Consider the following 26,654-nt stretch of genomic DNA (forward strand, 5'->3'; position numbering starts at 1 on the left):
GAATCGTGCGCCTCCGCTTACGATGGACTGCCCCGTCCTGCAATGTTCATCGCCGCGCTAGGGTTGATAACCGCGCGTATCGGCAAAATGGCGCAGCAATTCGGCATGCAGCAGCACATCATCCACTGCCCCGCCCAGCTCTAACCCTGCAATTTCATCTGAGGGAGCATGGTAATCGCCGTCCAGATACGGCCCCAGGATCGCGCGCGAACCGAATGTGGTTGATATCAGCACTGCGGGCACGTCCTTTTTCAGCAGCGCCCAGCCATCCTGGCGCTGGACAAACTGGTTCGCCACTTCGGGATCGCCCAGCTTTCGCCCCGCTTGGCGCAGAATATCTTTAACCGGGCGATCAATCACGGTTCGCCCATCGCCAATAAAGCCAACCGGGCTGCCCTGAGGCGCAAGCGCGGTGGTGTCAAAATTAAACGCGGCTAGGATCGAGGAAAGCGGCACAGGCGGTGTTTCAGCAAAGGATTTCGCGCCCAGCAATCCGGCTTCTTCCGCGCTGGTCGCCAGCACATAGATATCGCGGTCATGCGGGCCAGTGGCAGCCAGACGGCGCGATACTTCGAGCATGGCGGCAATCCCGCTGGCGTTATCCACCGCGCCGTTACAAATAGCATCAGGAGCATCTGCGCCGCCGCATTCGCCCAGATGATCCCAATGCGCCAACATCAGCACCGCGCCTGCATCAGGGTTTGTGCCTGCCAGTTTTCCGATGACATTGTAGCTTGTAAATTCGCGCCTGTCCGATGTCGCCTCAATCGTTGCCTGCGCGTTCAGGATGCGGGGTGCAAAATCATCCCGCATGGCCGCTCCAACAAGCCGGTCCCAGCTTTTTCGATTGAGTGCAGCGCCCAGTGCATCATGCGTGACATAGGCGCTTAGCGAACGGGTTTCCTCGCTCGCAAGCACAATGCGTTCATTGCCAAACGCGGTCTTCAGCCCAGCAATCTCCGCGCTGTTCTCAACCACTGTGATGATCGCCGCTGGCCCCTTGGCAAACAGCTCTGCGCGCCTGTCAGAGCCAGTGCGCGCTGTGCCGCCAGGATTTTCAGCGCTCACTCCATCCAGCATAATGACGACTTTGCCTGCAATTATGTCTGCGGGCGCTTCATAACCCAATTGGCCGACAAACACGGCCTCTGCCCGTTCGACCAATTCGCGGCGCGACGCGGTGAAAGCGACCGCGTCCTTGGTGTCAAACGCGATTTCGCGATTGCCGTATCGGACCGCGACTTTGCTGGTAAAAGGCGTTGTACTGACGAGCGGGACCGGTGCGCGCCATTCGCTGCCGGGATCATTGGTGCCCGATGTCAGCCCCGCAGCCTCCATCTGCTGCGTGATATAAGCAACCGTGCGTTCACCGCCCAAAGTGCCCGGCTTGCGCCCGCCAAAATCATCGCTGGCAAGCACTTCGATATCGCGCATCATCGCATCCGCAATGCGCGCACGCTCTGATGAAGAAGCAGAAGCAATCGGCCCGCCGGAACACGCCGCCATCGCAGCGGCCGCCATTGCAAGGCCAAACAAGCGCAGCGCGTGCATCATTCGGCAGTCCAGCCCCCGTCAATGCTCCAATTGGCGCCTGTCACATTGCCCGCTTCCTCGCGGCACAAAAACACCGCAAGCGCGCCCACTTCATGGGGTTGAACAAATTTCTTGGTCGGCTGTTTGGCGAGCAGGACATCGTTGATAACCTCTTCCCGGCTAAGACCGCGCGCCTCCATCGTATCGGGGATTTGCCCCTCGATCAGCGGGGTCCAAACATAGCCGGGTGAAATGCAATTGGCAGTCACGCCCGTTTGCGCCAGTTCCAGCGCGATGGTTTTGGTAAAGCCTGCCACCGCATGTTTGGATGCGTTATACGCGCTTTTGAACGGCGATGCGGTGAGTGAATGGGCGCTGGCGGTGTTGATGATCCGGCCCCAGCCTTTCTCTTTCATCCCCGGCACCGCGCACCGCGTTGTGTGGAACACCGCCGTCAGGTTAAGCGCGATCACTGCGTCCCATTTGTCTGCCGGAAAATCCTCCACCGGGCTGACATGCTGCATACCGGCATTGTTGATGAGGATATCAAGCGGGCCGATATCCGCCATCATCGCTTCAATCGCGGCCTTATCCATCAGGTTGGCACCGTTAAAATCTGCGCCCAGTTCATCCTGCAGGGCGGCAATTTCATCACGGTCGCCCAAACCGTTGAGGATGACGCTGGCCCCTTCTGCCTTAAGCGCGCGCGCCATCGCCAAGCCAATTCCCGAGGTCGACCCCGTGATCAAAGCCTTCTTGCCTTCAAGCAGCATTGCCAACCCCCTTATCGTGTTCCATTGATGCACAGCAATTGCGCGGGTCGCCGTGTGTGTCCAGCGAATTTGACGCACACTGCGATGCAATAAAGGATCAATGCGTCGCGGGGAGGATGCACAATGCGGCTGAACAGGTTTGATACATCAAAGATAAAAGTGCGCTCCTCTGATGGCGGCGGCAGGCGCATGGGACGCGCGGGCGGCGTTGGCTGCGGCACAATCGTCATCGCGATCATTGCTGCTTTGGTGTTTGGCGTTGATCCGATGCAGACCATCGGCACAATCGGCGGGATGCAGCAGCAATCAGACCCGGTCAGCACGGCCGGCAGCGATTTGAGCGAAGAAGAAGTCTGCAATAGCGGCCCCTATGCGATGGAGGCATGCTCAGCTCTCACCAATCTGAACGAGACATGGGAGCCGATCTTTGCGCGGTCTGGCGTGCAGTTTGAACAGCCCTTCCTAGACCTCTACCGCAATGGCCAGGTGATGACGCAAGGCTGCGGCGGGGCGACATCTGCGTCGGGTCCGTTTTACTGCCCGGCCGATATGGGCATTTACATCGATGTCTCGTTCTACGATCAGCTGGCGCAAATGTCGGGCACGCGCGGGGATTTTGCGCGGCTTTATGTGCTGGCGCATGAATATGGCCACCATATCCAGAATGTGCGCGGTCTTGCCAATCAGGTGCGCAGCGCGCAGCGGCAGAACCCTTCGCAATCCAACCGCCTTCAAGTGCGCATGGAATTGCAGGCGGATTGCTATGCAGGCGTGTGGGCGGGCCTTAACGCTGACCGGATTGAGCCGGGCGATATGCAGGAAGGTCTGGCCGCAGCCAGCGCGATTGGGGATGACACCTTGCAGCGCAATGCGGGCCAACGGATCAATCCTGAAGGTTTCACACATGGCACCAGCCAACAGCGCCGAGAGGCTCTGCAACGCGGAATGGAGAGCGGCAATGCAAACGCTTGCGACGTATATTTTCAACCATAGAAATGCGCCCAGATGGGTCGCCCCCGTGGGATTTGCCATCGCGGCTGTATTCGCCAGCCCGGTGGCAGCCCAAGTCGTTAGCGATGATCCCGATGCCGAGGAGATTGCGCGCACTCCGCTGAATGATCTCAACATCAATTCTGATGAAATCCCCGAAGTGCTGCTAATCGCGGCAAAAGACCCTTATGCATCCGAAGGATTATCCAGCTGCAATGCAATTGTCGCGCAAGTGGCTGAGCTCGATACAGTGCTCGGACCTGACTACGATCTTGCAGGAGAAGCCGACACCGATTTGACTGTCGGAAAAGCAGCGAAAGGTCTGGTCGGATCTGTTATCCCATTTCGCGGTATCTTGCGCGAAGTGTCCGGTGCTGCGGGCGACAAGCGCAAGGAGAATGCCGCGATTATGGCCGGCATGGTGCGGCGCGGGTTCTTGAAAGGTTTGGGCCAGGAACGCGGGTGCGAATACCCTGCACGTCCAAAAGCCGAAACTGCCGAAGACGAGAATTAAACCCATCTGTCATGACAAAGAGGGCCGGAAGCGGTGATGCTCCCGGCCCTTTGTCTGTCGCGGAATGAGCCGCGTTAAGCTTCCAGCTCTTCCTCATCCGGTTTGCTCGCGCGCACCTGTGTCCAGTCAATATTGCGCGTGGCATACATCACCCCTGCAAGCGCTGCGAACAGCATGATGGAACCGATCACCAGCGACCACGCTTCAAGGTTGAGCAGCACGTAAAGCACCGCATACAGCCCCACCAGCATTCCGCCGATCACGCCTGCACGCTTCCAGCTTTTCAGCACAGCCGCGCTGTAACTGGTCAGCAGGCCAATGATCGCGCCGCTTGATATCGTGTAGGCCAGCGCAAATCCGACCAGCTCGGCAAAAGCGAGCAGCATGACGAAGAACAAGATCAGCCCTGCCCCTGTCAGCAGATATTCCGCCGAAGCAACCCGCGCGCCTGCAACAATGTCGAACATCAAAAACGCAAGGAACGTGAAGCCGATAAACAGGAACCCGTATTTCAAAGCGCGCTCGACCTGTTTGTAAAGGTCAACCGGCTCCATAAAGCCAATCGAGGCGATGTTATCGCCCGGAGGCGGCACGGAACGGCTGCCAAATCCATCATCATAATAGGTCGGATTAACCGGCACTTCGGGCTGGCCAATGCTGACCAGCGATTGGCCCAGCGCCAGATTGGAAACCGACCATTTGGCTTTGAACCCATCCTTGCTCACCTCGCGGTCTTCATCCCCCGGCAGGAACCCGCCGGTAAAGCTGGGATGCGGCCAAGTGCTGGTCACATTCCAATCGGTCGCCGCCCCGCGCGGGACAAAGCTGAGATTGGTTGATCCGCGCAGCGAATAGCCAAAATCAAGCGCAATCGGCTCTGCCCCTGTCCAATCGAAAAAGGCGTGAACCCCGCTGCCATTGCTGTCAGGGCCAAGACCCGGATTAAGCACAAGCGCAGCGCCATTGGCAGACAATTGCGCATCGGTTTGCAAGCCCTTGGGATCGCTTACCGAAAGCTGGATATAAGCCTCATCCAGCAGCAGGCTGGCCGCATCAATCCCCAGCTTGTCGAGATCATCGGGCAAAGCAAACTGCGCTGTGCCCGCCATTTGCGCGTCATAGACGACCGTTTCATAAATCGCCCCGCGGCTGCGCTTTTCCGGATCAACATTGGTGGTGATATCCTGCGCCTGTGCAGCGATGAACAGGTTCTGGCGCGTCTGGTAATTGCGAGTGACAGTTTTGCCGTCCACCTCTTCGGATGATTGGGTGGTGGTTGTGTACGGCACCACCAGCATCGGCCCGGCAATCGTCTGCGCGCCTGCCCAGCCCGCCTCAATCGAATTTTGCGCGATGCGTGCCTGATGCTGGCGATCGCTCACCAACAGATACACCATTGCCAGCGGAATGATGAGCGCCAGGCCAACCAATCCCGCCAACAGCAATTTCACACCCGGACTTCGTTCCTTGCGGCCTGAGCCGCCTTTGTACGCCATCGCCTCGTCCTCCTATAATTGAGACGAAACGTGCAATGATAGCGACGAAGTGAATTGAATGTGAACTGGTGTAAATAAGCCGCGTCAGCTCGACTGATTTTCCCATTCGCGGATTTGCTTATCCAGCTCTTTCACGATGTCACGGCGCATCGACTTGTCCAGGTCGCGGCTTTTCAGGATCGCCTTGCGCGCTTCCTTTAAGCCCATGAGAGCATTTGCCATGATACGCTTTTTACAGATCATGGTGGTGGTGAGCCCGTTTTGATCCGTAGTCGTTGTGGCAACATCATCCGATGAGGAATGGCATTCCATCTTTACAACCGTGCGGCCCATATGCTGCCCGGCCTCATTAAGCTCCGCCATGGTTTCAGCCAGCTCAGCGGGAAGCTCGTCCAATTCCTCTTTCGCCTCAGCCAGACTTTCGCGGACCTCTTCGAGGATTTCCTCGCGCTCTTCATCGGTCAGGCGGCGGGTGCTGCTGACATTGCTGGTGCGATAGACGGTGCGGTGCACTTGTCCTTCGCCCTCCTGCTCATCTGCGGCATCGACAATGACGGTGACCGTCTCATCGGCAGAAATGTCCCGCGCCTCGCCCGTATCAGGATCAATCGTCAGAATTGTCGCGGATGGCGCATCCGGTGCAATCGGAGCAGCGGGCGCCTCTGGAGCGAGACCGGGAGCAGGAGCGATGGGCGGCTGCGGCGGCTGCACTGACACTGCGGGAGCACTTGGCGGGGTGACCTCGGCAAGCGAAACGGCAGGCGCACCGGGCGCACCGGGCACATCAGGCGCAGCATAGCTGATCGAGGCAGTCAGCGGCAAAGCGAGCACGCCAGCCCCCAAGACAAAGCGGCCAGCAATAGTGCGGCGCTGGGACATATCGGTCATAGTAAGGCTCCTTAGCCGGTGGATGATGGATTTTTCGCCCAGCACAGGACACGCCATCGGCGCTGCGAGGGCAACATTGGGACCAGCGGCAAAGCTGGCAATGACATTGGCATAATGGGCTTTGGTCTCTGCCGGGGCCTGCGCCATAACGCGCGCGTCGCACGCCGCTTCCTGATCGCGGCGCAGCGCCAGCCAGCCATACCGGCCAAGCGGATTGAACCAGTGGAGCGCAAACAGCAGCTGCACCGCCATATTCACGCTGAGATCGCGGCCGCGGTGATGCGCAAGTTCATGCGCCAGCGCCAGATCGCGCGCCTGTCTGTCAGGCTGCGCCATAAAACCCTGGGGCAAGGCCACCACTTTGTCGATCACGCCAAAAGCAACGGGCGAATGCGTGGCAGGGGTTTCAATGAACCGCACAGCGCCATCGCGCCCCACATCGCGCGCGCCGTCAAACAGATGCGCGCGCAGGCGGAAATAGGCAGCAAAACGGGCGTAAAGGAACGCGGCGGCACCGATCAGCCACACTGCGATTGCGATGGCGATGAGCGCAGACCCATCAAACCCGGCAATCGGGGTAATCAGTGTGACAGGATCAGGCGCCGCCGCTCCCGATTCCGCAGTGCCAGAAGTTGTCGCAACCGGAGTGTGGAATCGAGTTTCGTTATCAAGAACCTGCAGAGCCGCATTTTGATCCAGCATGGCCGAACCTTTTTCTTGCGGCGGCGCAGGGGCAAGCCAGCTGGGCAATTGCACTGGCGGCAGCAGCAATCGCGCCATCGGAAGCGCCCACAAGGCATAGGCGATCTGCGGCCCAAACCAGCGCGCCACCGGGCGGCGAATGACCAGCACGGCGGCGATCAGAATGCCGGTCCAAACCAGCGTATCTACAAGCCACCCGGTCATTGCTTCAACTCCTTGAGCAAAGCTTCAATCTCGGTAAGATCATCTTCGCTGAGAGCTTCAGTTTCTGCCAGATGGGCGACCAGGCTCGCGGCTTTCCCGCCAAACAGGCGGTCCACCAGTTTCTTGGATTCCCCGCCAACATAATCCTCGCGCGCGATTGTCGCGGTGTAGAGATAGCGTCGGCCATCCGGCTTTGCCTCAATCGCCTGTTTCTGAACGAGCCGGGAAAGCAGCGTTTTGACCGTGGGAAGGCTCCACCCGCGCTGTTCGCACACCGCTGCGCACACATCGGCAGCGCTGGCGGTGCCCTTGGCCCAGAGCACCTCGACCACGGCGAGCTCAGCCTCGCTGATGCGTTCCGGGATATGGCCGGCTGGATTATGGCCTGCGCTTGAAGTTGGATCGGCCTTTGACACAAGCACTCTCCCCTGACTGATTACGCCTGTAGTCATACCGACTACGTCTGTAAACATGAAGCCCGGATGAACGTGGCCGATTGAAGCTTGCTCTTCGATAAACCGCCGATATTCTTGGCCGAATGACCTGGATCACCCGCAGCCTCGTTTTCCTTTGCTTTTGCCTGACACCCCTCCCCCACCAGTATGTACTTGCGCAACAGGACATCTGGGCAGAGACAGAGCAGGTTCCTCTCAACCCGGACGATGCAGCAGCGGCGGAAGTGGGCGAACTTGTCTATAAAGGCGGCATCAAAATCGATCCCGGCGAGCATGATATTGGCGGGATATCAGGGCTGGAATGGCACGATGACGCGCTATGGGCGGTAAGCGATGATGGCCGCTGGATGCGCATTGTGCCCGATGAAACGGGCAGCGACCTGGTCGATCTCACCGCAATAGACATCGGAAGGCTGCGCGATCTGAAAGGCCAAGAGCTCAAGAAGAAAGAGCTCTCCGATGCAGAGGCTATAACGCGCGATCCGGAAGGCGGGTGGCTGATCGCGTTCGAGCGCGATCATCGGGTGTGGCGCTATGCATCTCTGGATGGACCTGCCGCGGCGACTGATGCTCGCTCAGGCACAAATTCTGCGATCAAGCTCACCGAAGATGCCGGGCCGAATGCAGGCCTCGAAACTTTGGCCGTGGGCACCGACGTCATGATTGCGTGCGTTGAACGCGAACCAGAAGAACGCCCCAATTGTTCGCTCTCATCCATGGGCGGATCACAGCAATTCAAGCTGGCTGTTCCCGATATAGTGGCCGAACATGACGGTGCGCCCGTCGATGCCACATGCTCGGTCGACGACATCTGCTACGTGCTTTATCGCAGCTATCGATCTGGTGAGGGAAACCGTGCAGCTATCGTCGAATTATCGCCCGGCAAAGAAGCGCGGAACCTCGCAACCTTCTTACCACCGCTCACGCTCGACAATTTCGAAGGCCTCGCCTTTCGCGAACACAATGGCCGCCGCTATCTTTATCTCGCGTCCGATGACAATTTTAACAACTGCATGAAGCGAACACGCGATGGCTGCCAGAACACGCTGTTGATGAAATTCGAGATCAAACAGGACGAAATCCCCCGCCTTCAATCACAGCGCCGCCGCCTGTGACGCAATACGAGACCACTTCGGTAGTGCTCGAAACGGCGCTGGGCGACATCACCATCGCGCTGGAAACCGAGCGCGCGCCCATCACGGCCGCAAATTTCCTGCGATATGTGGATGAGGACCGATTTGACGGTGTCGTTTTTTACCGCGCCATGTCGATCGAATGGGGCGACCAGCCCAATGGCTTAATCCAGGGCGGCGCGCAGTGGGATCCCAAACGCATCCTGCCCGGCATTGAGCATGAGCCAACCAATATGACCGGCCTCAGCCACACCAAAGGCGCGATTTCGATGGCGATGGGCGAACCCGGCACCGCCAATGGTGATTTCTCCATCATGCTGGGCGATCAAAGCGGCCTTGATGCAAAGCCCGCCTCAGATGATCCAGTGTGGAAGCATGGCTATGCGGTGTTCGGCTATGTCACCGATGGAATGGATGTGGTGGCCGCCATTCACGCTAGCCCGGTTGATGCAGCCAAAGGCGAAGGCTGGATGAAAGGCCAGATGCTGGCGGACCCCGTCACAATTGTGGAGGCGCGGCGAGCCGAAACAGTCATGCCCAGCACGCCGTAATCATTCGCCCACAGCGGGCCGTCCGACAGGAGCGCTGGCCGTTTGCGGCATGCGTTCTTCCAACTGCGGCAGCCACTCGGCAACCCCAGAGCCAATCGAGGTTTGGGGCAAGGATGCAAGCAGACGCTGGCTAATCTCCCACCCGGCCACCGTGCGCCCAGCCTCTGATGCGGCATCGCCAAGGGGCTGCGGTTTGCGCAAAGCGCGATTGATCAGAGCATCGCCAAAGAATGTCCAATCATTCTCCGCCCGGCAGCCAAACGAGGTGCGCGTGTCCGCCGAGGCGGTGAGGATGGCGGTGTCTTCACTTTTTAGGGCGGGAATAAACACGCCTGAATAACACGCCGACAGGATAAGCACGCGCCGCTCGATCCCCAATTCGGCCAGCACCTCGGCCAGCTTGGCGGGGCTGAGCACGCCGTATCCCTCATCACCGTAATGGTAAGCCAGCCCCAATTTCAGCCCATGGCTGGTCGTATACATCACCAGCACATCTTCATCGCGGTCCATTTTCTCCGCGATGGAGGCAAGGCTGACGAGCAGCGTATCGATGGACCCGCGCGGGCGATCATCGCGTGTGCCATCCGGCCCTGCCAGCGTCAGCGTGCGCCCGCCCGCATCGAAGCGCGCGCCCAGCACACGCCCGGCTTCGCGCGCTTCGCGAGCAAAAACGGGGTCGCTATCGAGGGCGATGGTAACCACATAGGCGTCCACCACGCCGGGCCGCTGAGGCTGGATCGCAGCGAGCGCTTTGTCGAGGCGGCGGCGCTGTTCGAGCAGGTCTTTCGCCGCAAATCCGCGCTGGAACTGCGGGGCGGCATCAAAGCTTTTTCGCTTTTCAGACCGCGTTTTGCCCGTGGCGAGATTCGGAATGGGCACCGTGTGCTCAGGCGGCTGATTGGGGTTATCCGCAGAATCGCTGCTTGACGAGGACTGCGAAATAGCAGGAACCGCGACCAGAGCGGCAAGGCCCAGCCCCAAAAGTGCACCTTTGATCATAGACGCAAGGCTGGCGGGTTAGGGCGCGAAGTGCAAGGTTTTTGGTTGGGTCTTGCTCAAGCCATCAAAAGCGGGGCCCGGGACCAAACCTGCGATGACGAATTTAAATCGAACGATAGGTACGTCATTCGAATTCGAGATCAGAAGACAAGTTGCTGATTAGTGCCGACCGGCTCGCCTCAGTTAGATAGAGTGCGAGCACCGCCGCCGGAGTGCCAAAGAATGTAGATAGGATCGCGCCATCCAAAGCGAGAAAAACAATAATCAGGGCGATCACAAAAAATGGAGTGCTTATCAGCCAACTTCGCAATCGCTGATTCTTTTCCCACGCAAACAATGGCACAGGGAGATCGCGAAAGAAGTATACAATGGCGGCTGCGACGATCGAGCAAACGACAAAAAGCATAACGTAAGCAGTGCTCATATACATCATCGGTATGCCGATGCTATCGGCGCACCAAGGAAACTCACCTCGCGCTGCGTCAAGCTCGATGCTGAACATTGAGGATTGCCAGCTGAGAGCCAGCACAACTGCACCTAAAACAAAAAACGTCAATGGGTTGGTGGGCGTCCAGACCTTACTCGCATCCGTTTTCCTAAACACCAGTAAGATCAACCAAGCAGAGATAGCTGCTAAGGCGAGACTGGCGCCGCCCTGCATAACCGGATTGCGCATAGTCTCAAGCGCCGCCAAACTTTCATGCCACCCCTCGACCACGCCGCGACCATCGCAGGCATCCGGGCCTTTCAATTGCCTCGCTGCGTGAACATCACTGTATGCTGGCATCGTTTGCCCGTAGAAAAAGACGCCCGCTCCCGCCGTAGCGACCAGCGCTAGCGGCAAACGGGCGAGCCTCTCAAAACTTTGGGTCATATGCCGCTAGTAAACCCGCGCCTTAGGCTCGATATATTCCGCGTCTTCGGTCAGTGTGTATTCGTGCACCGGGCGGTAATCCATGCGGATATTGCTACCCCGGCCGCCCCAGCCATCGAACCAGGCGACGGTGTGCTTCATCCATTCGGCATCGTTCCGGTCAGGGTAATCCTCATGCGCGTGCGCGCCGCGACTTTCCTTGCGGTTCGCAGCAGATGCCATGGTGACATTGGCCTGGCTCATTAGATTGTCGAGCTCCAGCGTCTCGATCAGGTCCGAATTCCAGATCAGCGATTGGTCAGTCACGTGGATGTCTTCCATCCGCTTGTTCTGATCGGCGAGCTTTTGCACGCCTTCGTCCATCAGTTTCTGATCGCGGAAGACGGCGCAGTGTTTCTGCATCGCTTTTTGCATATCAGAGCGGATTTCTGCCGTCGGCGAACCGCCTTTGGCATAGCGGAAGTGATCGAGGCGGGTTAGCGCGAAATCGGCGCTGTCGCCCGGCAATTCGGGCTGGCTTGCGCCTGCGACGGTGTTTTCTTTGAGGTGGAGGCCAGTTGCTCGGCCAAAGACCACCAGATCAATCAAAGAGTTTGAACCCAGACGGTTTGCGCCGTGCACAGAGACACAGGCCGCCTCACCCACGGCGTAAAGGCCTGGGACAACGCTGTCAGGATCGCCATCAGGACCAATGGTCACAACCTGACCGTGATAGTTACACTGGATGCCGCCCATATTGTAATGGACCGTCGGCGTTACCGGCAAAGCTTCGCGCGTCAGATCAACACCTGCGAAAATCTTGCCGCTTTCGGTAATGCCGGGCAGGCGCGCGGCCAAGACATCGGGATCAATGTGGTCAAGATGCAGATGGATATGATCGCCCTCTGCCCCGTGCCCGCGACCTTCGCGCATTTCCAGCGCCATTGAGCGGCTGACAACGTCCCGCGATGCGAGATCTTTGGCCGATGGTGCGTAACGCTCCATAAAGCGTTCGCCTTCGGAATTGGTGAGGTATCCGCCCTCGCCCCGTGCGCCTTCGGTAATCAGCACGCCTGCGCCGTAAATGCCGGTCGGGTGGAACTGGACGAACTCCATATCCTGCAAGGGCAGGCCAGCGCGCAAAACCATGCCGCCGCCATCGCCGGTGCAGGTGTGCGCGGATGTTGCGGTGTAGTAGCAGCGGCCATAACCGCCGGTGGCCAGCACAACAGATTGCGCGCGGAAACGGTGGATGGTCCCGTCATCCAGACACATCGCCATCACGCCGACGCATTTCTGCTGGCCATCGACAGTGGCCATAATCAGGTCGAGCGCGAAATATTCGATGAAGAAATCCGCATCGTATTTCAGGCTCTGCTGATAGAGCGCGTGAAGCATCGCATGCCCGGTACGGTCAGCCGCTGCGCAGGTGCGCTGCACTGGCGGGCCTGCGCCCATATTTTGCATGTGCCCGCCAAAGGGACGCTGATAAATCGTGCCATCTTCGTTGCGGGAAAACGGAACGCCTGCATGTTCCAGCTCGTAAACTGCCTGGGGCGCTTCGCGAGCGAGATATTCGATCGCGTCCTGATCGCCCAGCCAGTCTGACCCTTTCACGGTGTCATACATGTGCCAGGTCCAGTGATCGGGCGTGTTGTTGCCAAGCGAAGCCGCGATCCCGCCTTGCGCTGCGACTGTGTGGCTGCGTGTGGGGAAAACCTTGGAAATGTTGGCGGTGCGCAGGCCTGCTTCGGCAGCGCCCATGGTTGCGCGCAGGCCCGATCCGCCTGCACCCACGACGACAACGTCATAGGTGTGGTCGATGATCTTGTAAGAGCCTTTCAGGTCCGGGCCTGATGCGTCGTTTGCCGGCTTGCTTGCCATTATCCTTGAACTCCGAATGCGAGACTTGCGACGCTGAACAGTGCGAATGCGCCGCCGCCAAAGGCTGCCAGATTAAGCGCAGAGAGCGCTCCGAATTTGGTGCCGGGATTGTGAACGTAATCTTCGATAAGGACTTGCAGCCCCATGCGTGCATGCGAAAAAAGGCTGATAACCAGCAGCATCATGGGCACGGCGGCAATCGGCTTTTTAAGCCAGGCCGACACCGCGTCGTAATTCAGATCGCCCAGCATCAAAAAACTGACCGCAAGCCAGCTCATCAAAACGAGATTGCTGATCGCGGTAAAGCGCTGGACCAGCCAATGATGTGCGCCTTCGTGAGAGGAGCCAAGCCCGCGAACGCGCCCGATTGAGGTTCCGTTACCCATGGATCAGCTCCCCTGGCCGAAAAAGACGTAGAGCCACACGGCAACAGTCGCGAACAAAGCGATCAGCGGCGATAGGATCGACCACATCTTGTTGATCGACAATTCATAGCCCGCGCCAATATCCAGCACGAAATGGCGCAGACCGCTCATCATGTGAGTGAAAAACGCCCAGGTCAGGCCGACCATCACGATGTAACCCATTGGCGATGTCATCAGACCATAGAACAATTCATAGCTCGACGGGCCCGACGCAATCGCGCCCAGCCACCACACCAGCAGCGCCAGCCCAACCAGCGCCATGCCATCGCCTGTGGCCCGGTGGAGAATGGAAACCAGCATATGCGGCCCCCAGCGCCATATCTGAAGATGCGGCGAAAGCGGTCTGTTGTTCATAGTGATCCCGTCAAAACCTTAGAATGCGTAACTGTCATTTCTTCTTCACTTAGCGCACCATGCGATAGAGGCAAGCGCATCGCGCATAGCTCTCTTGCAAAGATTGAGATAACGAGTTGCAAAATTGGGGATAGAGATCTGCCATGAGCGCCATTTTAGTCACCGGATCAAGCCGCGGGATCGGCGCTGCCATCAGGGAAGCGCTGGAGGCTCGCGGGTGCCGGGTGATCGGCCATTCCACGCGCGGCGATGGCGCGGAGGAATTGGCGGCGGATTTCAACAGCACTTTTGCTGCGCAGGCCCTGTGGGAAGAGGCCTTGGCGATGGCCGACGGTGAAATTGACGCGGTTATCAACAATGCGGGTCTGTTTGAGGCAAACCCGCTCAAAGGATCGGACATTGAATGGATGGATGCGTGGGAAGATACGCTGCGCATCAATCTGACATCTGCTGCGCAATTGTCGCGTTTCGCTGTGAAGCACTGGCTATCGCGAGACCGTGATGGCGAGGGTGTCCGCGGGCGATTGGTGCATATAGGCAGCCGCGCAGCCTATCGAGGCGATTCGCCCGATCACTGGCATTATGCTGCGGCAAAAGGTGGGATGGTGGCGATGCACAAGACAATAGCGCGCGGCTATGCTGGCGATGGCGTGTTGAGTTTCGCTGTCACGCCAGGCTTTACCGATACGGCGATGGCTGGAAATTATTTGGAGAGCCGCGGCGGTGATGGGCTATTATCAGATATACCCCTTGGCCGCGTGGCAGAACCCGAAGAAATCGCGAGCATCGCCGCATTTTGCGCCTGCGATGCCCCGCCCAGCATGACAGGCGCCGTGATTGACGCGAATGGCGCGAGCTTTGTCCGGTGAGATTTGGAGTGCATCTCCACCGTTTCTGCGAAAATAGGCTGGTCCCTTCCAAGCGATTGGCGGTAGAGAAACACAGATGACCCAAACCTATCTCCTCACCGCATACGCACCCAAACGCGTGGTTCAGGCCGCTCTTTTAGCGCATGACGAGCTGGAGGAATGGGATTTTGAACTGACGATTACGGGCCGCGAAATTGCAGAGGAGCGACCCGATGACTGGGTGCTGGAGGCGTATTATCCGCGCAAGCCTGCCGCCGCGCAAAAACAGGCGATCGCCGCTCTGTTCGCAGGCAAAGCGCCACGGATCGGCGTGGAAAAGCTTGAAGAAGAAGACTGGCTTACCTTAAGCCAGCAAGGCGCGCCGCCGATCAGCGCGGGGTCGTTTTACGTCCATACTCCCAATTATCCCCCTGCTGCAGATGCGATCAATTTCACCATTCCGGCAGCGCAGGCCTTTGGCACAGGACAGCACGAGACAACCGCAGGGTGTCTGGAAATGCTGGAGGCGGTCAAACGCGCTGGCCTTCCCGCACGCAGGATCGCGGATATTGGCACAGGCACCGGGCTGCTTGCCTTTGCTGCAATGCATTTGTGGCCCCGCGCGCGCGTCACCGCTTCCGATATCGATCCCATTTGCGCTGATGTGGTGCATGAGAACAGCGCGCTTAACGACATCGCGATAGGCAGCGCCCCCGGCGCGCTCACCATGGTGATTGCCGATGGGATGCATGATCCGCTGCTCTCGCTGCGCGGGCCTTATGATTTGCTCATTGCCAATATCCTTGCAGGGCCCCTGGTGGATCTCGCCCCTGATTTCGCCGCCAGCATCGCGCCCAAGGGCAGCTTGGTGCTCGCAGGTCTGCTGGCAGGCGAACAGGAGACCAAAGTGCGCCGCGCCTATCGCAAAGCAGGCTTTCGCACCGCGGCCCGCTTAGAGCGCGGCGATTGGGCGATCCTGTGGCTAAAACGCAGGATTGTGCATGGCTGAACAGGCATTGCGAGCGCTCGGGATAAAGGCGGCAAAACGTATAGCCGCCGTATTGATCGCTTTACCCCTCCTGTTTGCTCTGAGCGCATGGATCGGATCTTCCGTGCCGCGCAATGGAGATTGGGAGCAGCCAGCAACAGGCATCGAGATCATGATCGGCACCAATGGCATCCACACCGAAATCGCCATGCCGCTCGTTACGCCCGAACACGATTGGCGCACCGCTTTCCCGCGACGCGATATTGCCGATCCCGAGCGCGATTACACCCATGTAGCCGTCAGCTGGGGGAACGTGCATTCTTCCTCGAAACCCCCAGTTGGAGCGATCTGAGCCCGGCGGTCGCCGTCAACGCTTTAAGCGGCGGCGATGGCGTTCTACATGTTGCGCATTATGTCCGCCCTGCGCCTGATCCTGATTACCGCGTGCTGCGCGTGCGCCCCGCAGAATACCGCAAGCTGGCAGCGCAAATCACCGCGCAGATGAAACCGGCAAAGAAGCGAAAAGCCTATGCCGGATATGACCGCAACGATGTGTTTTACGACGCGGAAGGCACCTATCACCTTGGCAATACGTGCAACCAATGGACCAGCGATCAATTGGCCAAAGCTGGCATTGCGACTGGGTGGTGGTCGCCATTATCAGGGGGAGTGATGAAATGGGTGCCTGAGGCGGATTAGGTGGGCGAAAGCCGCGCCTCAAGCAGACCCAGCGCATTGCGGGTAAATCTCTCCATATTGGCAATACGATCATCGCTGCGAGTTTCGAGTTTTTGCGTGAATTCTTTGCCATTCGGCCCAGCCAAAGCCGCAACACTCGTGCCCGCCGCAGCGCCCGTGGGATGCGATGATCCGCCAACAGAACCGCTTTCCGCCAGCCCCCATTCAGCGCCGAAATTGTCCCGGATCGCGCGCGCTTGGAGAAGCGCATATTCCTCACTCGCCCCGCGCATCCCCTTGTAAGCACCGCGCGGCAAATCAAACAGAACATCGCGAGCCCGAAGCGAATAGACCACGCCCCCGCCCACAAAAAAATCAAGCGCACCGGGCACCGTGAGAAGGCTCGCTGCAATCAGCCCCCCGGTTGCGCCATCGGCGACGGCGACTTTCTCCCCGCGCGTCCGGAGGAGGCTTGCGATGCGCGAGGCTTGAGGGTGAGTTTGCTCAAGCATCTTCGCAGTCCTTCTGCGCTCGTCGCCAAGGATAGATCAGCTGGCTAAAATAGGACCGCGGGACATTTTCAGGAATTCCATAATCTTGCGGCCAATGTCCTTTCGGGAGGTAAAACGTGCCGAACATTTTATCAATCCAGGGAAAATGGATGGCGAAGTTCTTGTCAAACGCCTCGTCTTCGAGCGCATGATGCCAATGATGATAACGCGGTGTCGCGATCCAATGGCCCAGCCTGTCAAAGTTGCCGCCGACATTGGCGTGAAGCAATGATGACCAGACGAAAATGAAACCCAGGTAAGCCTGCATCACCGCTGGACTAAATCCCAGCGTGAACAGTGGCAAACTGGTCACCATTCGTAGCAGGATTACTTCGAGTAAATGCATGCGCGATGCAGCAAGCCAGTCCAACGATTTGGCACTGTGATGAATCGCATGAAAGCCCCACAAAAACAGCACTTTATGAAACAGACGATGATACCAATATTGCGCGAAATCAGATGCAATTAGTACGACCGCAAATTGCACTAGCCACGGCAGCTGAGCGACCCACAAACGAAATGCATCCCATGAATTCGAGTTAGCGTTGATCATGTTAGAGGGCGCAAGAGTTAGAAAACCAAGGATTTGCACAAACATTGTGCTGACGAGAAAGTAGAACAAATCCTCACGCCATTCGTGGCGAAACAATCGCTGTTTTCTGTCACGGGGAAACAGACGTTCCAAAGGTGCGAACATAAATCCCGTCACCAGCAAGTTTATGATGAAGAAATCTAGCCCGAAAAACACGCCCCAGCTTTGAGTCTCGTCGGGCTGGACATTGGCTCCTCCTAGCAAAGCAGCAGCTATGCCTATTACCAGAGCACTGGCGCCCAGAACTTTTCGCGGTCGCAGAAGCAGGCTTAGCAGCGCAAGAGAATAGCTAGCCAACAACACCGCGTGCACAACAGTCCGAAAGCCAGCCCATTCTTTGACGATGTCCAGTTCCGGCGTTGCGAACCATTCTGGAAATCGCAGCGCAATCACCAGCCCAAGTCCCGCAATCGAAAACAGGAACGCGAAAAATCCAGCTAGCCAGCCACTGCCAAAACGCCGGACTTGTTTTGGCGATTCAAGGTCGTGCACAAGTTTCGCAAAGTAAGCGGATAATCCGCTTTTGAGCTTGAATTCAATCCGGCGGCTCATCCCGCCGCTTTCACAATATCGGCCCAGCCTGCCTCGTCGATTGTTTCAATGCCAAGCTCTGCCGCTTTCTTCAGCTTTGCCCCCGCGCCCGGCCCCGCGACCAGCAGATCGGTTTTGGCGCTCACGCTGCCCGCTGCTTTTGCTCCCAAACGTTCGGCTTGCGCTTTGGCTTCATCGCGGCTCATGGTTTCAAGCTTTCCGGTGAAGACCACCGTTTTGCCTGCGACGGGCGAGTCCAGCGTTTCCACTTCATAACGCGGGGGAGAGACCTCGCTCAGCAAGTCTTCCCAAACGCTGGCATTGTGCGGTTCATGGAAGAAATCGCCAAGAGCTGTGACCACGCTGGGGCCGATGCCGTCGATATTGGTAAGCTCTGACAAAGCATCCTCGCCGCCTGCACAGGCCTGCTCAGCCAATATGCGAAGGGCAGGCAATTCATGGACATGCTTCATCAAATCGCGCGCGGTCACTTCGCCGACATGCCTGATCCCAAGGCCAAACAGCAGGCGCGCGGCATCGGGTTCACGCTTTTCTTCCACAGCCGCAAGCAGGTTATCGACAGACTTATCCTGCCACCCGTCAAGCGCGAGAATCTCCTCGCGCCGCGTTCTCAGACGGTAGATATCCGCCGGACTTTCGAGCCAGCCCAGATCAAAGAATTGCGCGATGGTTTTGGTCCCGAACCCTTCGATGTCGAGCGCTTTGCGGCTGACGAAATGCTCCAGCCGCTGCGTGCGCTGGGCCGGACAGATCAGTCCGCCGGTGCAGCGCACATCCACTTCGCCTTCTTCGGCCACAGCCTCGCTGCCGCATTCGGGGCAAGCATCGGGGAAGGCGTATGTGTCATGCGGTTCATCGCGGGTGAGGTTTTCCACCACTTGCGGGATCACATCGCCTGCGCGCTGAATCACCACGCGGTCTCCCGGGCGCACGCCCAGCCGTTCAATCTCATCGCGATTGTGCAGCGTCACATTGGTAACCGTCACCCCGCCGACAAGCACGGGAGAAAGCCTGCCGACAGGGGTAAGCTTGCCCGTGCGCCCGACCTGAATGTCGATGGCTTCCAAAGTGGTTTGCGCGCGTTCAGCCGGAAATTTGTGCGCAATAGCCCAGCGCGGCGCTTTCCCAACCGAGCCAAGCCGCGCCTGCCAATCGAGCCGGTCGACCTTGTACACCACGCCATCAATCTCGTAATCAAGATCAGGCCGCACAGCCGAGATTGCCTCGTAGTGCTCGATCAGCGCCTCGACAGTTTCCACGCGGGTGAACAGGGGAGAGATCGGAAATCCCCAGCGGCCCAATTGATCTACCACTTGCGCCTGCGTCTCCCCCGGAACCATAGATGCAGCGCCCCAGCCGTGCGCCCAGAACCTCAGCGGGCGCTTGGCGGTCACACTCGCATCCTTTTGCCTCAGCGATCCAGCAGCGGCATTGCGCGGATTGGCAAAGCGTTTGGTCTCATCCGCATCGGCTTTTTCATTGAGCGCCGCAAAAGCGCCCCGCTCCATATACACCTCACCGCGCACTTCGAAGATATCGGGCACACCGGCGGGGAGCGATTGTGGGATATCGGCGATATGCGCCACATTGGGCGTCACATCCTCACCCACCTGCCCATCCCCGCGCGTGGCGGCGCGCACAAGCTTGCCCGCTTCGTAGCGCAGCGAACACGAAAGCCCGTCAATCTTGTCCTCAGCCGTAAACGCCAAAGGCGCGTCCTCAGCAAGCGAGAGGAACCGCTTGAGCCGCGCGGCCCATTCGGCCACGTCGCCTGGGTTGAAGGCATTGTCGAGGCTCATCATGCGAACCTCATGCGTCACTTTGCTCAAAGGCGAAGCTGCAATAGCGTGCCCCACTTTGCGCGACGGGCTGTCATCGCGGATCAGATGCGGAAACGCTTCTTCCAGCTCACGATTGCGGCGAGTGAGCGCGTCATATTCCTGATCGGTGATTTCAGGATTGTCCTGCGCATGATAAAGTTTGTCATGCCGCGCAATCTGGCGGGCCAGACGCATCAGTTCATTGGCAGCTTCGGCTTCGGATAAAGAACCCGCCTTCATTCCGCCCCGCCGACTTCGCTTTCCGCGCCCTCAGGCAATTCTAGCGGCACACCTGCATCTGCCGCCTCATCGCCCGCATCGCTCCCGTCTGTATCAAAGCGGATTTGCAAGTCCTCAAACCCGCTGAAAATCTCTTCGACGCGCGCTTTGGCTTCTTCATTGGTCATATCGCCGGTTTCCACTTGACGCGAAATGTCCTGCAGTTCGGAAAGTTTCTCACCCCAATCACCGCTCAAATTCTCAGGCAGATCAATCACGTCACCCAAATCAGCGCGCACATCGCGGTCAAACGATCCATCGGCAATAGCGCTGGCAATCCCCGCGCCGGCCAGGATCGGCGCGAGCAACCCCAGGCCGAAAGACACGAAGAACAACCGTTTAAAGCTCATCTCCGTGAGCAAGCCCAAGACAATCATCACAGCAAACGCAGCCAAAGTCGTCAGGCCAATCGCCGCCAAAGGCAGCAATGCAGCCAGCGAAGCCAGTATAATTTCCATCAAACGCCCTCCAACAGCCTGTCCGCCTGCGCGCGCGCCTCGGGTGTTACCTCAGCGCCTGATAGCATGCGGGCGATCTCTTCTTGCCTGCCGCTGCTATCGAGCTCAACCACGCCCGTCTTGGTGACTGTGCCGCTGGACGATTTGGCAATGAGGTAATGCTGCCCCCCGCGCGCGGCCACCTGGGGACTGTGCGTCACGGCGAGCAATTGCCCTTCTTGCGCCGCAAGCCTCTCCAGCCGCTCACCAATCGCAGAGGCCACCGCCCCGCCCACGCCGCGGTCAATCTCATCAAAGATAATGGTCGCCGCCCCGCCTTTTTCCGCCAAAGCCACTTTAAGCGCGAGGATAAAGCGCGACAATTCACCCCCCGATGCGATTTTGCCAAGCGGCGCGTGATCCGCGCCGGGATTGGTCGAGATCAGAAATTCGACCGCATCCGCGCCGCTTACGCCCCATTTGTCCTGCTCTAGCGGCGCAATCGCGGTGAGGAAGCGCGCAGCGTCCAATTTTAACGGAGCCAGTTCCGCCGCCACCGCTTTATCGAGCAATTTGGCGCCCTTCACCCTTGCCTTGTGCGCTTTGCCCGCTGCCGCCTCATAAGCCGCGCGCGCTTTTTCAGCGGCCGCTTCGAGTGTTTTCAGATTAGCACCGCCGCTTTCGATCGCATCCAGTTTTCCGCGCATTTCGGCCATTAGATCGGGCAGCGTATCCACTTCGCAGCGATGTTTGCGGGCCTGCGCGCGCAGTTCAAACAGGCGTGTTTCCGCATCATCCAGCGCCGCGGGATCAAAATGGAGCGCGCTTGCGGCGTCCTGGAGCTTATCCTCTGCCTCGCCCGCTTCGATCACAGCACGATCAAGCGCGGCCAATGCCTCGGCAAGCAATGGGTGTTCTTCGGCAATGCGATCAAGCTTGCGCGCAGCCACCCGCAAGGTTGCCAGCGGCGCGTCTGAACCCTGCCACAAATGGCGCAATTCTTCGAGATCGCCGGAGAGCCGTTCGCCCTTTTGCATATCCGCGCGCGCGCCGGCTAGCTCCAGTTCCTCTCCCACTTGCGGGTCAAGCGCTTCGAGCTCTGCCAGATGCGCTCGCAGCAATTCCTCGTCCTCGCGCGCCTTTTCGATTTGACGGCGCGCCTCTGACAATTGCGCCTCGGCCTTGGCCCATGCCGCCCAGCAAGCAGACAATCCTTCAAGATCTGTACCGGCATACCGATCCAGCAGCACCCGGTGACCGCGCGGGTTCACAAGCCCGCGATCATCGTGCTGGCCGTGCAGTTCAACCAGAGCAGGCGCGATATCGCGCAGAGTGCGCGCGCTGGTGGGTTGGTCGTTGATAAAGGCTTTTGACCCGCCATCGGCCTTGACCTGCCGCCGGATCAGCAAAGGCTCACCCGGCTCGCATTCAATCTCGGCCTCATCCAGAGTTTCTGCGATCTGTTTTGGCAGAGTGCTGAACTCGAAACTGGCCGTGACGGAGGCCTTGTCTTCGCCTGACCGCACCAAAGATGTCTCAGCCCGGTCGCCCAGGATCAGCCCCACGGCGTCAAGCAGGATGGATTTGCCCGCCCCCGTTTCCCCCGTAAGCACACCCAACCCGCGCGCAAAATCAAGATCAAGCGCTTCGATAAGGACGATGTTGCGGATGGAAAGCCGGGTGAGCATTGCAGAAATGGTATCTAACCACTTGTCTCCCCCGCGTCACGCATCTGCGCACAGTTTTCGCCAAGCGTGATCGACCAAGGTTCAGCAACGAAGCAGATTTGTGCTATCTGGCTTCCGCGAATATCCAGAATTACAGGTAAGGATGACAATGCTTAAGACGGTTCTGATTGTAGCTGTGATCGTTGTAGCAATCGGCATAGGCGGTTTCATCTATCTGGGGCAAAGCTCCAAGAACGGATCAGCCCCCGGCCTCGTAGACGGCACGCTTGCTCCCTGCCCTGACAAACCCAATTGCGTCTCCAGCGAGGCAGGGACAGCGCCTGAGAAGGCAGTCGATCCCTTTGCACCTGATGCGTGGGATGCCATGCCTGAAGCTTTGAAAGCCATGGGCGCCGCCATCACTGTGCAGCAAGGCGATTACATCGCTGCCGAGTTCACCTCACCCACATTCGGGTTCGTCGATGATCTCGAATTGCGCAAATCCGGCCGAGGGGTCGAAGTTCGCTCCGCATCACGGGTTGGCTATTCTGATGCCGGGGCCAATGCCAAGCGTGTGGAAGCGCTCAGAGCCCAGCTCACCCCGTAACCCTTCAGATTGCCTCAACGCCTGCCGCGTGCTTCTCAACCAGCTTGTACGCTTTTTCATACCATTCATCACCGGGATAGTTCGCCCCCAGAACAGCAGCGTATTTCTTCGCCTCATTCGGAATGCCAAGCGCCAGATTGCTCTCCGTCAGCCGGTACAAAGCCTCTGGCGTGTGACTGGTCGTCTCGAACTTCTCGATCACATTGCGGAACCGGATGGCAGAGGCCAGCCACTGGCCAGAGCGCTGGTAATGCCGTCCGATCTCCATCTCCTTACCCGCCAGGTGGTCCGCGACGAGGTCCAGCTTCAGCCGCGCATCAGCCGCGTATTCGGTCTGCGGAAAGCGCCGGTTCACCTCGCGCAAAGCCGTGCGCGCTTGTTCTGTGATCTTCTGATCGCGGTTAACATCCGAGATCTGCTCGTAATAGGACAGCGCAATCAGATAGTACGCATAGGGCGCATCCTTGTTGCCCGGATGTATCGACAGGAACCGCTGCGCGTTCTGGATCGACTTGTTGTAGTCTCTCGCGATGTAGTAGCTGAACGCGCTCATCAGCTGCGCGCGCCGGGCCCAGGGCGAATAGGGATGCTGGCGTTCCACCTCATCAAACAGCGCGGCTGCGACCAGCGTGTTGCCCTTGTCTAGGCGCCGCTGAGCCTCGCCATAGAGCGATTCCACATCCCGCGCGACATAGGCCACGTCCTCATTCGCGGACCCTCCCCCGCATCCAGCAAGAGTGGCAATGGCGGCCCCTGTAAGAGCCATTTTGGCGATCGATGTGCGCGTAATCCGTGTCATGGCTTGCCTATAGCCAGCGCGCACGTGAACGCCAAGTGAAGTTGCACGCCAGATGCGCACTTGTCCGGGGATGGCAAGCAAGCGCTTGCGCGGATGGCTCGGTTCACCGCAGCTGAGCCACACATGGACCGCATGTTACACGGGTCTTAGCGTAAAAATCAGATCGATCACAAAAGCGGCGATTGATCGATTGAGGCGATTAAAGAGCGCAAGATGAGCGGGCATACACGCAGGTTTAGACGCTGTGCGCAGTGTAGGAAAATGCCGGAGCGCGCGAGTGCAAGTTCGCAGACAAGGCGAAACGACACACCGCACCCCTCCCCCGCTCGCCCTGAGCTTGTCGAAGGGCTGGCGTTCATTTTTGTGCTCTGCCCGTGAGAAAATAGCACGCCGCTCGCCAAAGGCAGGTCAACACCGAGGAAAGTGACGCCGCTTTAGAGCCGAAGATGGTGCACTCGCTTAAGGATGAGGGTTGGGAGTGAAGCCCCGCGCCTAGCGCAGGCGGTTGCAGTTGCGGTTGCGGTTGCGGTTGCGGAGCAAGCTCAAGTCAAAGGTCATGCGCCGCAACGCATCGCGACCAATGTGTTAAAGTTCTTGTGTGTTCAAGTCGCTTGTTATTCCATTCACTTCCATGGATAGAACGGGGAATGAGCCTCTATCAAGAACTCCAACGTGCAAGAACCGAAGAAGACGTCAAAGACGCTTATATCAAGGCTCTCGGCCTGAAGAGCGTCTTTAAAGGCCTTGTTGATATCCAGACGCCGGAAATCTGGTTCGAAGCCAAAGAAGGCTCCACCCCGCCGCTTTTGATGTTTGCCCAATTGCTGGTTTATGTGCGCGCGGCGCGCAAGCGCGGGGAGGCGATACCCGGCTTTTTGTGCGTGATTGACCGCGAAAAAGCCGCGCTGATGGCGACGACGCACGCCATGCCGATCCTGGACGATAAGACCATCGATTGGCCCAAATCAGGCTCCAAGGCGGACAAAGCGCTCGCCGCCAAAATCGCGCCTTATGTCGAAAGCCATTTCGTCCTCTACGAGATCGAGGGTTACGAAGAGGAATTTATCAAGGCAACCAAGGATGCGATCAAAGAAGGCCGCATCATCCGCACGCAAATCACGCCCGACAATTTGCGGCAGGTGTTTGATAAATGGGTAGAGATGGTCGGCGTAGAACTGGGCGTGACGAGCGAGGCGGATTACGCCGTTTTGTTCTTCGCCGATATCATGCACGACGGCGAGAACGCGGCGATGACCAATCTGCCCGCGCGGCTACTGTATGATGGCGAAAAGCCGGTCTTCCTGCTGCACGGCGAAACCTACGATCTCGCCAGCGAGCGTGGCTATTACAATTTCTGGAAAATCTACCACCGCCCGCCGGTAAAGGAATATCGGCACTATCTGCTGGAGCGGCGCGACAGCCTGCTTCCCATCGACGATCAGAAGTTCAAGGGCGCGTATTACACGCCGCTGCATATCGTTGACAAAGCCTATGACCAGCTGGCCGCGACCTTGGGCGAGAATTGGCAGAGCCGATACATCGTGTGGGATATGTGCGCAGGGGTGGGCAATCTGGAGGCCAAGCACTCCAACCTTCGCAACGTCTATATGTCCACGCTGGATCCCGAAGACGTAACGATCATGCGCTCCAACCCAGCTTTCGCCGGTGCGGAGATTTTTCAGTACGATTATCTGAATGACGACATCACCGATTTTGGCGAAATTGATTATTCCCTGTCGGACAAACTGCCGCAGGGGTTGCGGGATGCGATAGCGGCGGCGCGTGAGGGGAAGAAGGGCGCGAAGCCGATCTTGGTGCTGATTAATCCGCCTTATGCGGAAACTGGAGCCGGAATAGGCAAAGGCGACCAGAACAAAAAAGGTGTCGAACGAACGCGCATAAACAACTTAATGAAAGAGATGGCCCTTGGCTACGCGAGCAAGGAATTGTTTATACAATTTCTTGTCCGAATTGATTCTGAACTTCCGACCTCAAAATTAGCGATGATAAGCAAGCTCAAGTATATAAATAAGCCAAATTTTGAGAAGTTTCGCGGGACTTGGGAAGCGCGATTCCTTGATGGGTTTGTCGTCCACAGCAAAGCGTTTGATGGATTGAAAGGCAATTTTCCGATTGGCTTCCTAATCTGGGATCAAAGGGTCGAAGAGCCAATCGAAGAGGTAGAGGTTGATGTTCTTGACAAAACAGGAAACATCATTGGCGAGAAAACCTATGTGGCTCGTCCGAACAAAGAACTGCTCAATGTCTGGATCAATCCACCGGTAGCGAATGGTCCTCGTGCTCTGCCACTCGCAAATGCGCTGAAGGTATCAGAGAATCCTCGACGGAAGCGACAGTTTGAAGGCGCACTCGGTTATCTTTATGCAAGCAACAATGACCTCCAGCATGCTGGAGGAGAAACGTTGGTTGCCTCATCGATCTACACAGGAGGAAACGGCGGGGGGCTCTACTTAACGGAGGACAATCTCTGGCAGGCTGCTATCGTTTTCTCGGTCCGCCGGCTTATCAAACCCACATGGCTCAACGATTGCGACCAGTTTCTGCAACCCAGCGAACCGCTCACTGATGAGTTCAAATCCGATTGCCTCGTCTGGATGTTGTTCAACGGCAGCAACCTCACAGCCGGGGCCGATGGGCTGGAGTGGAACGATCGCACATGGTCGCTCACCAATCACTTTATCCCCTACACGGAAAGCGAAGTGGGCGCGAAAGCGCGGTTTGAAAGCGACTTTCTCGCGCGCTATATGGAGAGCATGCCCTTCTCTTGCGAAGCGCAGGCCGTGCTCGACGAGGGCCGCAAGCTATGGGCCAAGTATCACGCCACCAGCTTTCCCAACCGCATTCGCGAAGACCTGAAACTCAACCGCGCCGATGCCGGTTGGTATCAGGTTCGCCGCGCGCTCGAGGCTTACGGCGACACGCAATTGACTGATTTTGATCCATTCAAATCAGCTTACGCCGCGCTTTCCGAAAAGCTGCGCCCGATGGTTTTTGAGCTAGGCTTCTTGCCAGAATAGTCCACGGAGTGGAAACATTCATTCTAACGAAACCGTGTTCGCGG

At 58.1% G+C, this 26,654-nt stretch carries 24 protein-coding genes and 1 pseudogene; 9 read left to right on the plus strand and 16 right to left on the minus strand.

What is annotated here, in order from left to right; genetic code table 11:
• Positions 1–57 precede the first annotated feature (57 nt).
• Both AC0V6L_RS14410 and AC0V6L_RS14415 read right to left on the minus strand, forming a co-directional pair.
• The gene (locus AC0V6L_RS14410) at positions 58–1,554 is read right to left on the minus strand and encodes a M20/M25/M40 family metallo-hydrolase (RefSeq protein ID WP_486154863.1); all 1,497 of its coding nucleotides are present in this window, start codon (positions 1,552–1,554) and stop codon (positions 58–60) included.
• On the minus strand, positions 1,551–2,306 hold the full coding sequence (locus AC0V6L_RS14415) for a 3-hydroxybutyrate dehydrogenase (RefSeq protein ID WP_486154864.1): 756 nt from the start codon (positions 2,304–2,306) through the stop codon (positions 1,551–1,553). Before AC0V6L_RS14415 ends, AC0V6L_RS14410 begins: the two co-directional genes overlap by 4 nt.
• A 123-nt stretch (positions 2,307–2,429) precedes the next feature.
• Between AC0V6L_RS14415 and ypfJ the strand changes: the two genes are divergently transcribed.
• Positions 2,430–3,299, plus strand: coding sequence for a KPN_02809 family neutral zinc metallopeptidase (ypfJ, locus tag AC0V6L_RS14420; protein WP_486154865.1), 870 nt, complete (start codon positions 2,430–2,432; stop codon positions 3,297–3,299).
• 25 nt (positions 3,300–3,324) lie between these two features.
• Complete coding sequence (locus AC0V6L_RS14425) at positions 3,325–3,810, plus strand: hypothetical protein (RefSeq protein ID WP_486154866.1); 486 nt, start codon at positions 3,325–3,327, stop codon at positions 3,808–3,810.
• 74 nt (positions 3,811–3,884) lie between these two features.
• Here the strand turns inward: AC0V6L_RS14425 and creD are convergent, their stop codons facing one another.
• From creD to AC0V6L_RS14440, 3 genes are all read right to left on the minus strand, one after another.
• On the minus strand, positions 3,885–5,306 hold the full coding sequence (gene creD, locus AC0V6L_RS14430; protein WP_486154868.1) for a cell envelope integrity protein CreD: 1,422 nt from the start codon (positions 5,304–5,306) through the stop codon (positions 3,885–3,887).
• A gap of 84 nt (positions 5,307–5,390) precedes the next feature.
• Positions 5,391–7,100, minus strand: coding sequence for a M56 family metallopeptidase (locus AC0V6L_RS14435; RefSeq protein ID WP_486154869.1), 1,710 nt, complete (start codon positions 7,098–7,100; stop codon positions 5,391–5,393).
• Positions 7,097–7,552 carry a BlaI/MecI/CopY family transcriptional regulator gene (locus tag AC0V6L_RS14440; protein WP_486154870.1) on the minus strand — a complete coding sequence of 152 codons (456 nt, stop codon included), beginning with the start codon at positions 7,550–7,552 and terminating at the stop codon, positions 7,097–7,099. Before AC0V6L_RS14440 ends, AC0V6L_RS14435 begins: the two co-directional genes overlap by 4 nt.
• A gap of 86 nt (positions 7,553–7,638) precedes the next feature.
• On the opposite strand from AC0V6L_RS14440, the gene AC0V6L_RS14445 reads away from it, so the two are divergent.
• On the plus strand, positions 7,639–8,670 hold the full coding sequence (locus AC0V6L_RS14445) for an esterase-like activity of phytase family protein (RefSeq protein ID WP_486154871.1): 1,032 nt from the start codon (positions 7,639–7,641) through the stop codon (positions 8,668–8,670).
• The gene (locus AC0V6L_RS14450) at positions 8,667–9,239 is read left to right on the plus strand and encodes a peptidylprolyl isomerase (protein WP_486154872.1); all 573 of its coding nucleotides are present in this window, start codon (positions 8,667–8,669) and stop codon (positions 9,237–9,239) included. Before AC0V6L_RS14445 ends, AC0V6L_RS14450 begins: the two co-directional genes overlap by 4 nt.
• Here AC0V6L_RS14450 and AC0V6L_RS14455 read toward each other — a convergent pair whose 3' ends face one another.
• The 5 genes from AC0V6L_RS14455 to sdhC form a co-directional block, all read right to left on the minus strand.
• Entirely contained in the window at positions 9,240–10,238 is a 999-nt protein-coding gene (locus tag AC0V6L_RS14455) for a C13 family peptidase (RefSeq protein ID WP_486154873.1), read from the minus strand.
• A gap of 124 nt (positions 10,239–10,362) precedes the next feature.
• The gene (locus tag AC0V6L_RS14460) at positions 10,363–11,112 is read right to left on the minus strand and encodes a hypothetical protein (protein WP_486154874.1); all 750 of its coding nucleotides are present in this window, start codon (positions 11,110–11,112) and stop codon (positions 10,363–10,365) included.
• Between the two features lie 6 nt (positions 11,113–11,118).
• Positions 11,119–12,936 (minus strand): succinate dehydrogenase flavoprotein subunit, encoded by a 1,818-nt coding sequence (sdhA, locus tag AC0V6L_RS14465; protein ID WP_486155157.1) that lies wholly within the window; start codon positions 12,934–12,936, stop codon positions 11,119–11,121.
• A gap of 38 nt (positions 12,937–12,974) precedes the next feature.
• On the minus strand, positions 12,975–13,361 hold the full coding sequence (gene sdhD, locus AC0V6L_RS14470) for a succinate dehydrogenase, hydrophobic membrane anchor protein (protein WP_486146487.1): 387 nt from the start codon (positions 13,359–13,361) through the stop codon (positions 12,975–12,977).
• Positions 13,362–13,364: 3 nt separating this feature from the next.
• On the minus strand, positions 13,365–13,754 hold the full coding sequence (gene sdhC / locus AC0V6L_RS14475) for a succinate dehydrogenase, cytochrome b556 subunit (RefSeq protein WP_486146489.1): 390 nt from the start codon (positions 13,752–13,754) through the stop codon (positions 13,365–13,367).
• A 143-nt stretch (positions 13,755–13,897) separates the two neighbouring features.
• Between sdhC and AC0V6L_RS14480 the strand changes: the two genes are divergently transcribed.
• The 3 genes and pseudogenes from AC0V6L_RS14480 (at position 13,898) to AC0V6L_RS14490 (ending at position 16,289) form a co-directional block, all read left to right on the plus strand.
• Complete coding sequence (locus AC0V6L_RS14480) at positions 13,898–14,623, plus strand: SDR family NAD(P)-dependent oxidoreductase (RefSeq protein ID WP_486154875.1); 726 nt, start codon at positions 13,898–13,900, stop codon at positions 14,621–14,623.
• Between the two features lie 76 nt (positions 14,624–14,699).
• A complete protein-coding gene (locus AC0V6L_RS14485) occupies positions 14,700–15,611 on the plus strand; it encodes a 50S ribosomal protein L11 methyltransferase (protein WP_486154876.1) in 912 nt (303 codons plus the stop codon).
• 187 nt (positions 15,612–15,798) lie between these two features.
• Positions 15,799–16,289, plus strand: a pseudogene (locus AC0V6L_RS14490) (DUF2459 domain-containing protein).
• Here AC0V6L_RS14490 and AC0V6L_RS14495 read toward each other — a convergent pair.
• The 5 genes from AC0V6L_RS14495 to recN are packed head-to-tail and all read right to left on the minus strand — an operon-like array spanning position 16,286 to position 22,187.
• Positions 16,286–16,780 carry a CinA family protein gene (locus AC0V6L_RS14495; protein ID WP_486154877.1) on the minus strand — a complete coding sequence of 165 codons (495 nt, stop codon included), beginning with the start codon at positions 16,778–16,780 and terminating at the stop codon, positions 16,286–16,288. The pseudogene AC0V6L_RS14490 and the gene AC0V6L_RS14495 sit on opposite strands and share 4 nt — an antisense overlap.
• Complete coding sequence (locus AC0V6L_RS14500) at positions 16,773–17,963, minus strand: sterol desaturase family protein (protein WP_486154878.1); 1,191 nt, start codon at positions 17,961–17,963, stop codon at positions 16,773–16,775. The genes AC0V6L_RS14495 and AC0V6L_RS14500 overlap by 8 nt, the downstream gene beginning before the upstream one ends.
• Complete coding sequence (gene ligA, locus AC0V6L_RS14505; protein WP_486154879.1) at positions 17,960–20,023, minus strand: NAD-dependent DNA ligase LigA; 2,064 nt, start codon at positions 20,021–20,023, stop codon at positions 17,960–17,962. The genes AC0V6L_RS14500 and ligA overlap by 4 nt, the downstream gene beginning before the upstream one ends.
• The gene (locus AC0V6L_RS14510; RefSeq protein ID WP_486154880.1) at positions 20,020–20,520 is read right to left on the minus strand and encodes a hypothetical protein; all 501 of its coding nucleotides are present in this window, start codon (positions 20,518–20,520) and stop codon (positions 20,020–20,022) included. The genes ligA and AC0V6L_RS14510 overlap by 4 nt, the downstream gene beginning before the upstream one ends.
• Entirely contained in the window at positions 20,520–22,187 is a 1,668-nt protein-coding gene (gene recN, locus AC0V6L_RS14515; RefSeq protein WP_486154881.1) for a DNA repair protein RecN, read from the minus strand. The genes AC0V6L_RS14510 and recN overlap by 1 nt, the downstream gene beginning before the upstream one ends.
• Positions 22,188–22,335: 148 nt before the next feature.
• Between recN and AC0V6L_RS14520 the strand changes: the two genes are divergently transcribed.
• Positions 22,336–22,773, plus strand: a complete 438-nt coding sequence (locus AC0V6L_RS14520) for a DUF1499 domain-containing protein (RefSeq protein WP_486154882.1) — start codon at positions 22,336–22,338, stop codon at positions 22,771–22,773.
• Positions 22,774–22,777: 4 nt separating this feature from the next.
• On the opposite strand, the gene AC0V6L_RS14525 is transcribed toward AC0V6L_RS14520, so the two are convergent.
• A complete protein-coding gene (locus AC0V6L_RS14525) occupies positions 22,778–23,572 on the minus strand; it encodes an outer membrane protein assembly factor BamD (RefSeq protein ID WP_486154883.1) in 795 nt (264 codons plus the stop codon).
• 647 nt (positions 23,573–24,219) lie between these two features.
• On the opposite strand from AC0V6L_RS14525, the gene AC0V6L_RS14530 reads away from it, so the two are divergent.
• Positions 24,220–26,610, plus strand: a complete 2,391-nt coding sequence (locus tag AC0V6L_RS14530) for a hypothetical protein (RefSeq protein WP_486154884.1) — start codon at positions 24,220–24,222, stop codon at positions 26,608–26,610.
• Positions 26,611–26,654: the final 44 nt, after the last annotated feature.

Source organism: Erythrobacter sp. JB1-15 (assembly GCF_057365035.1).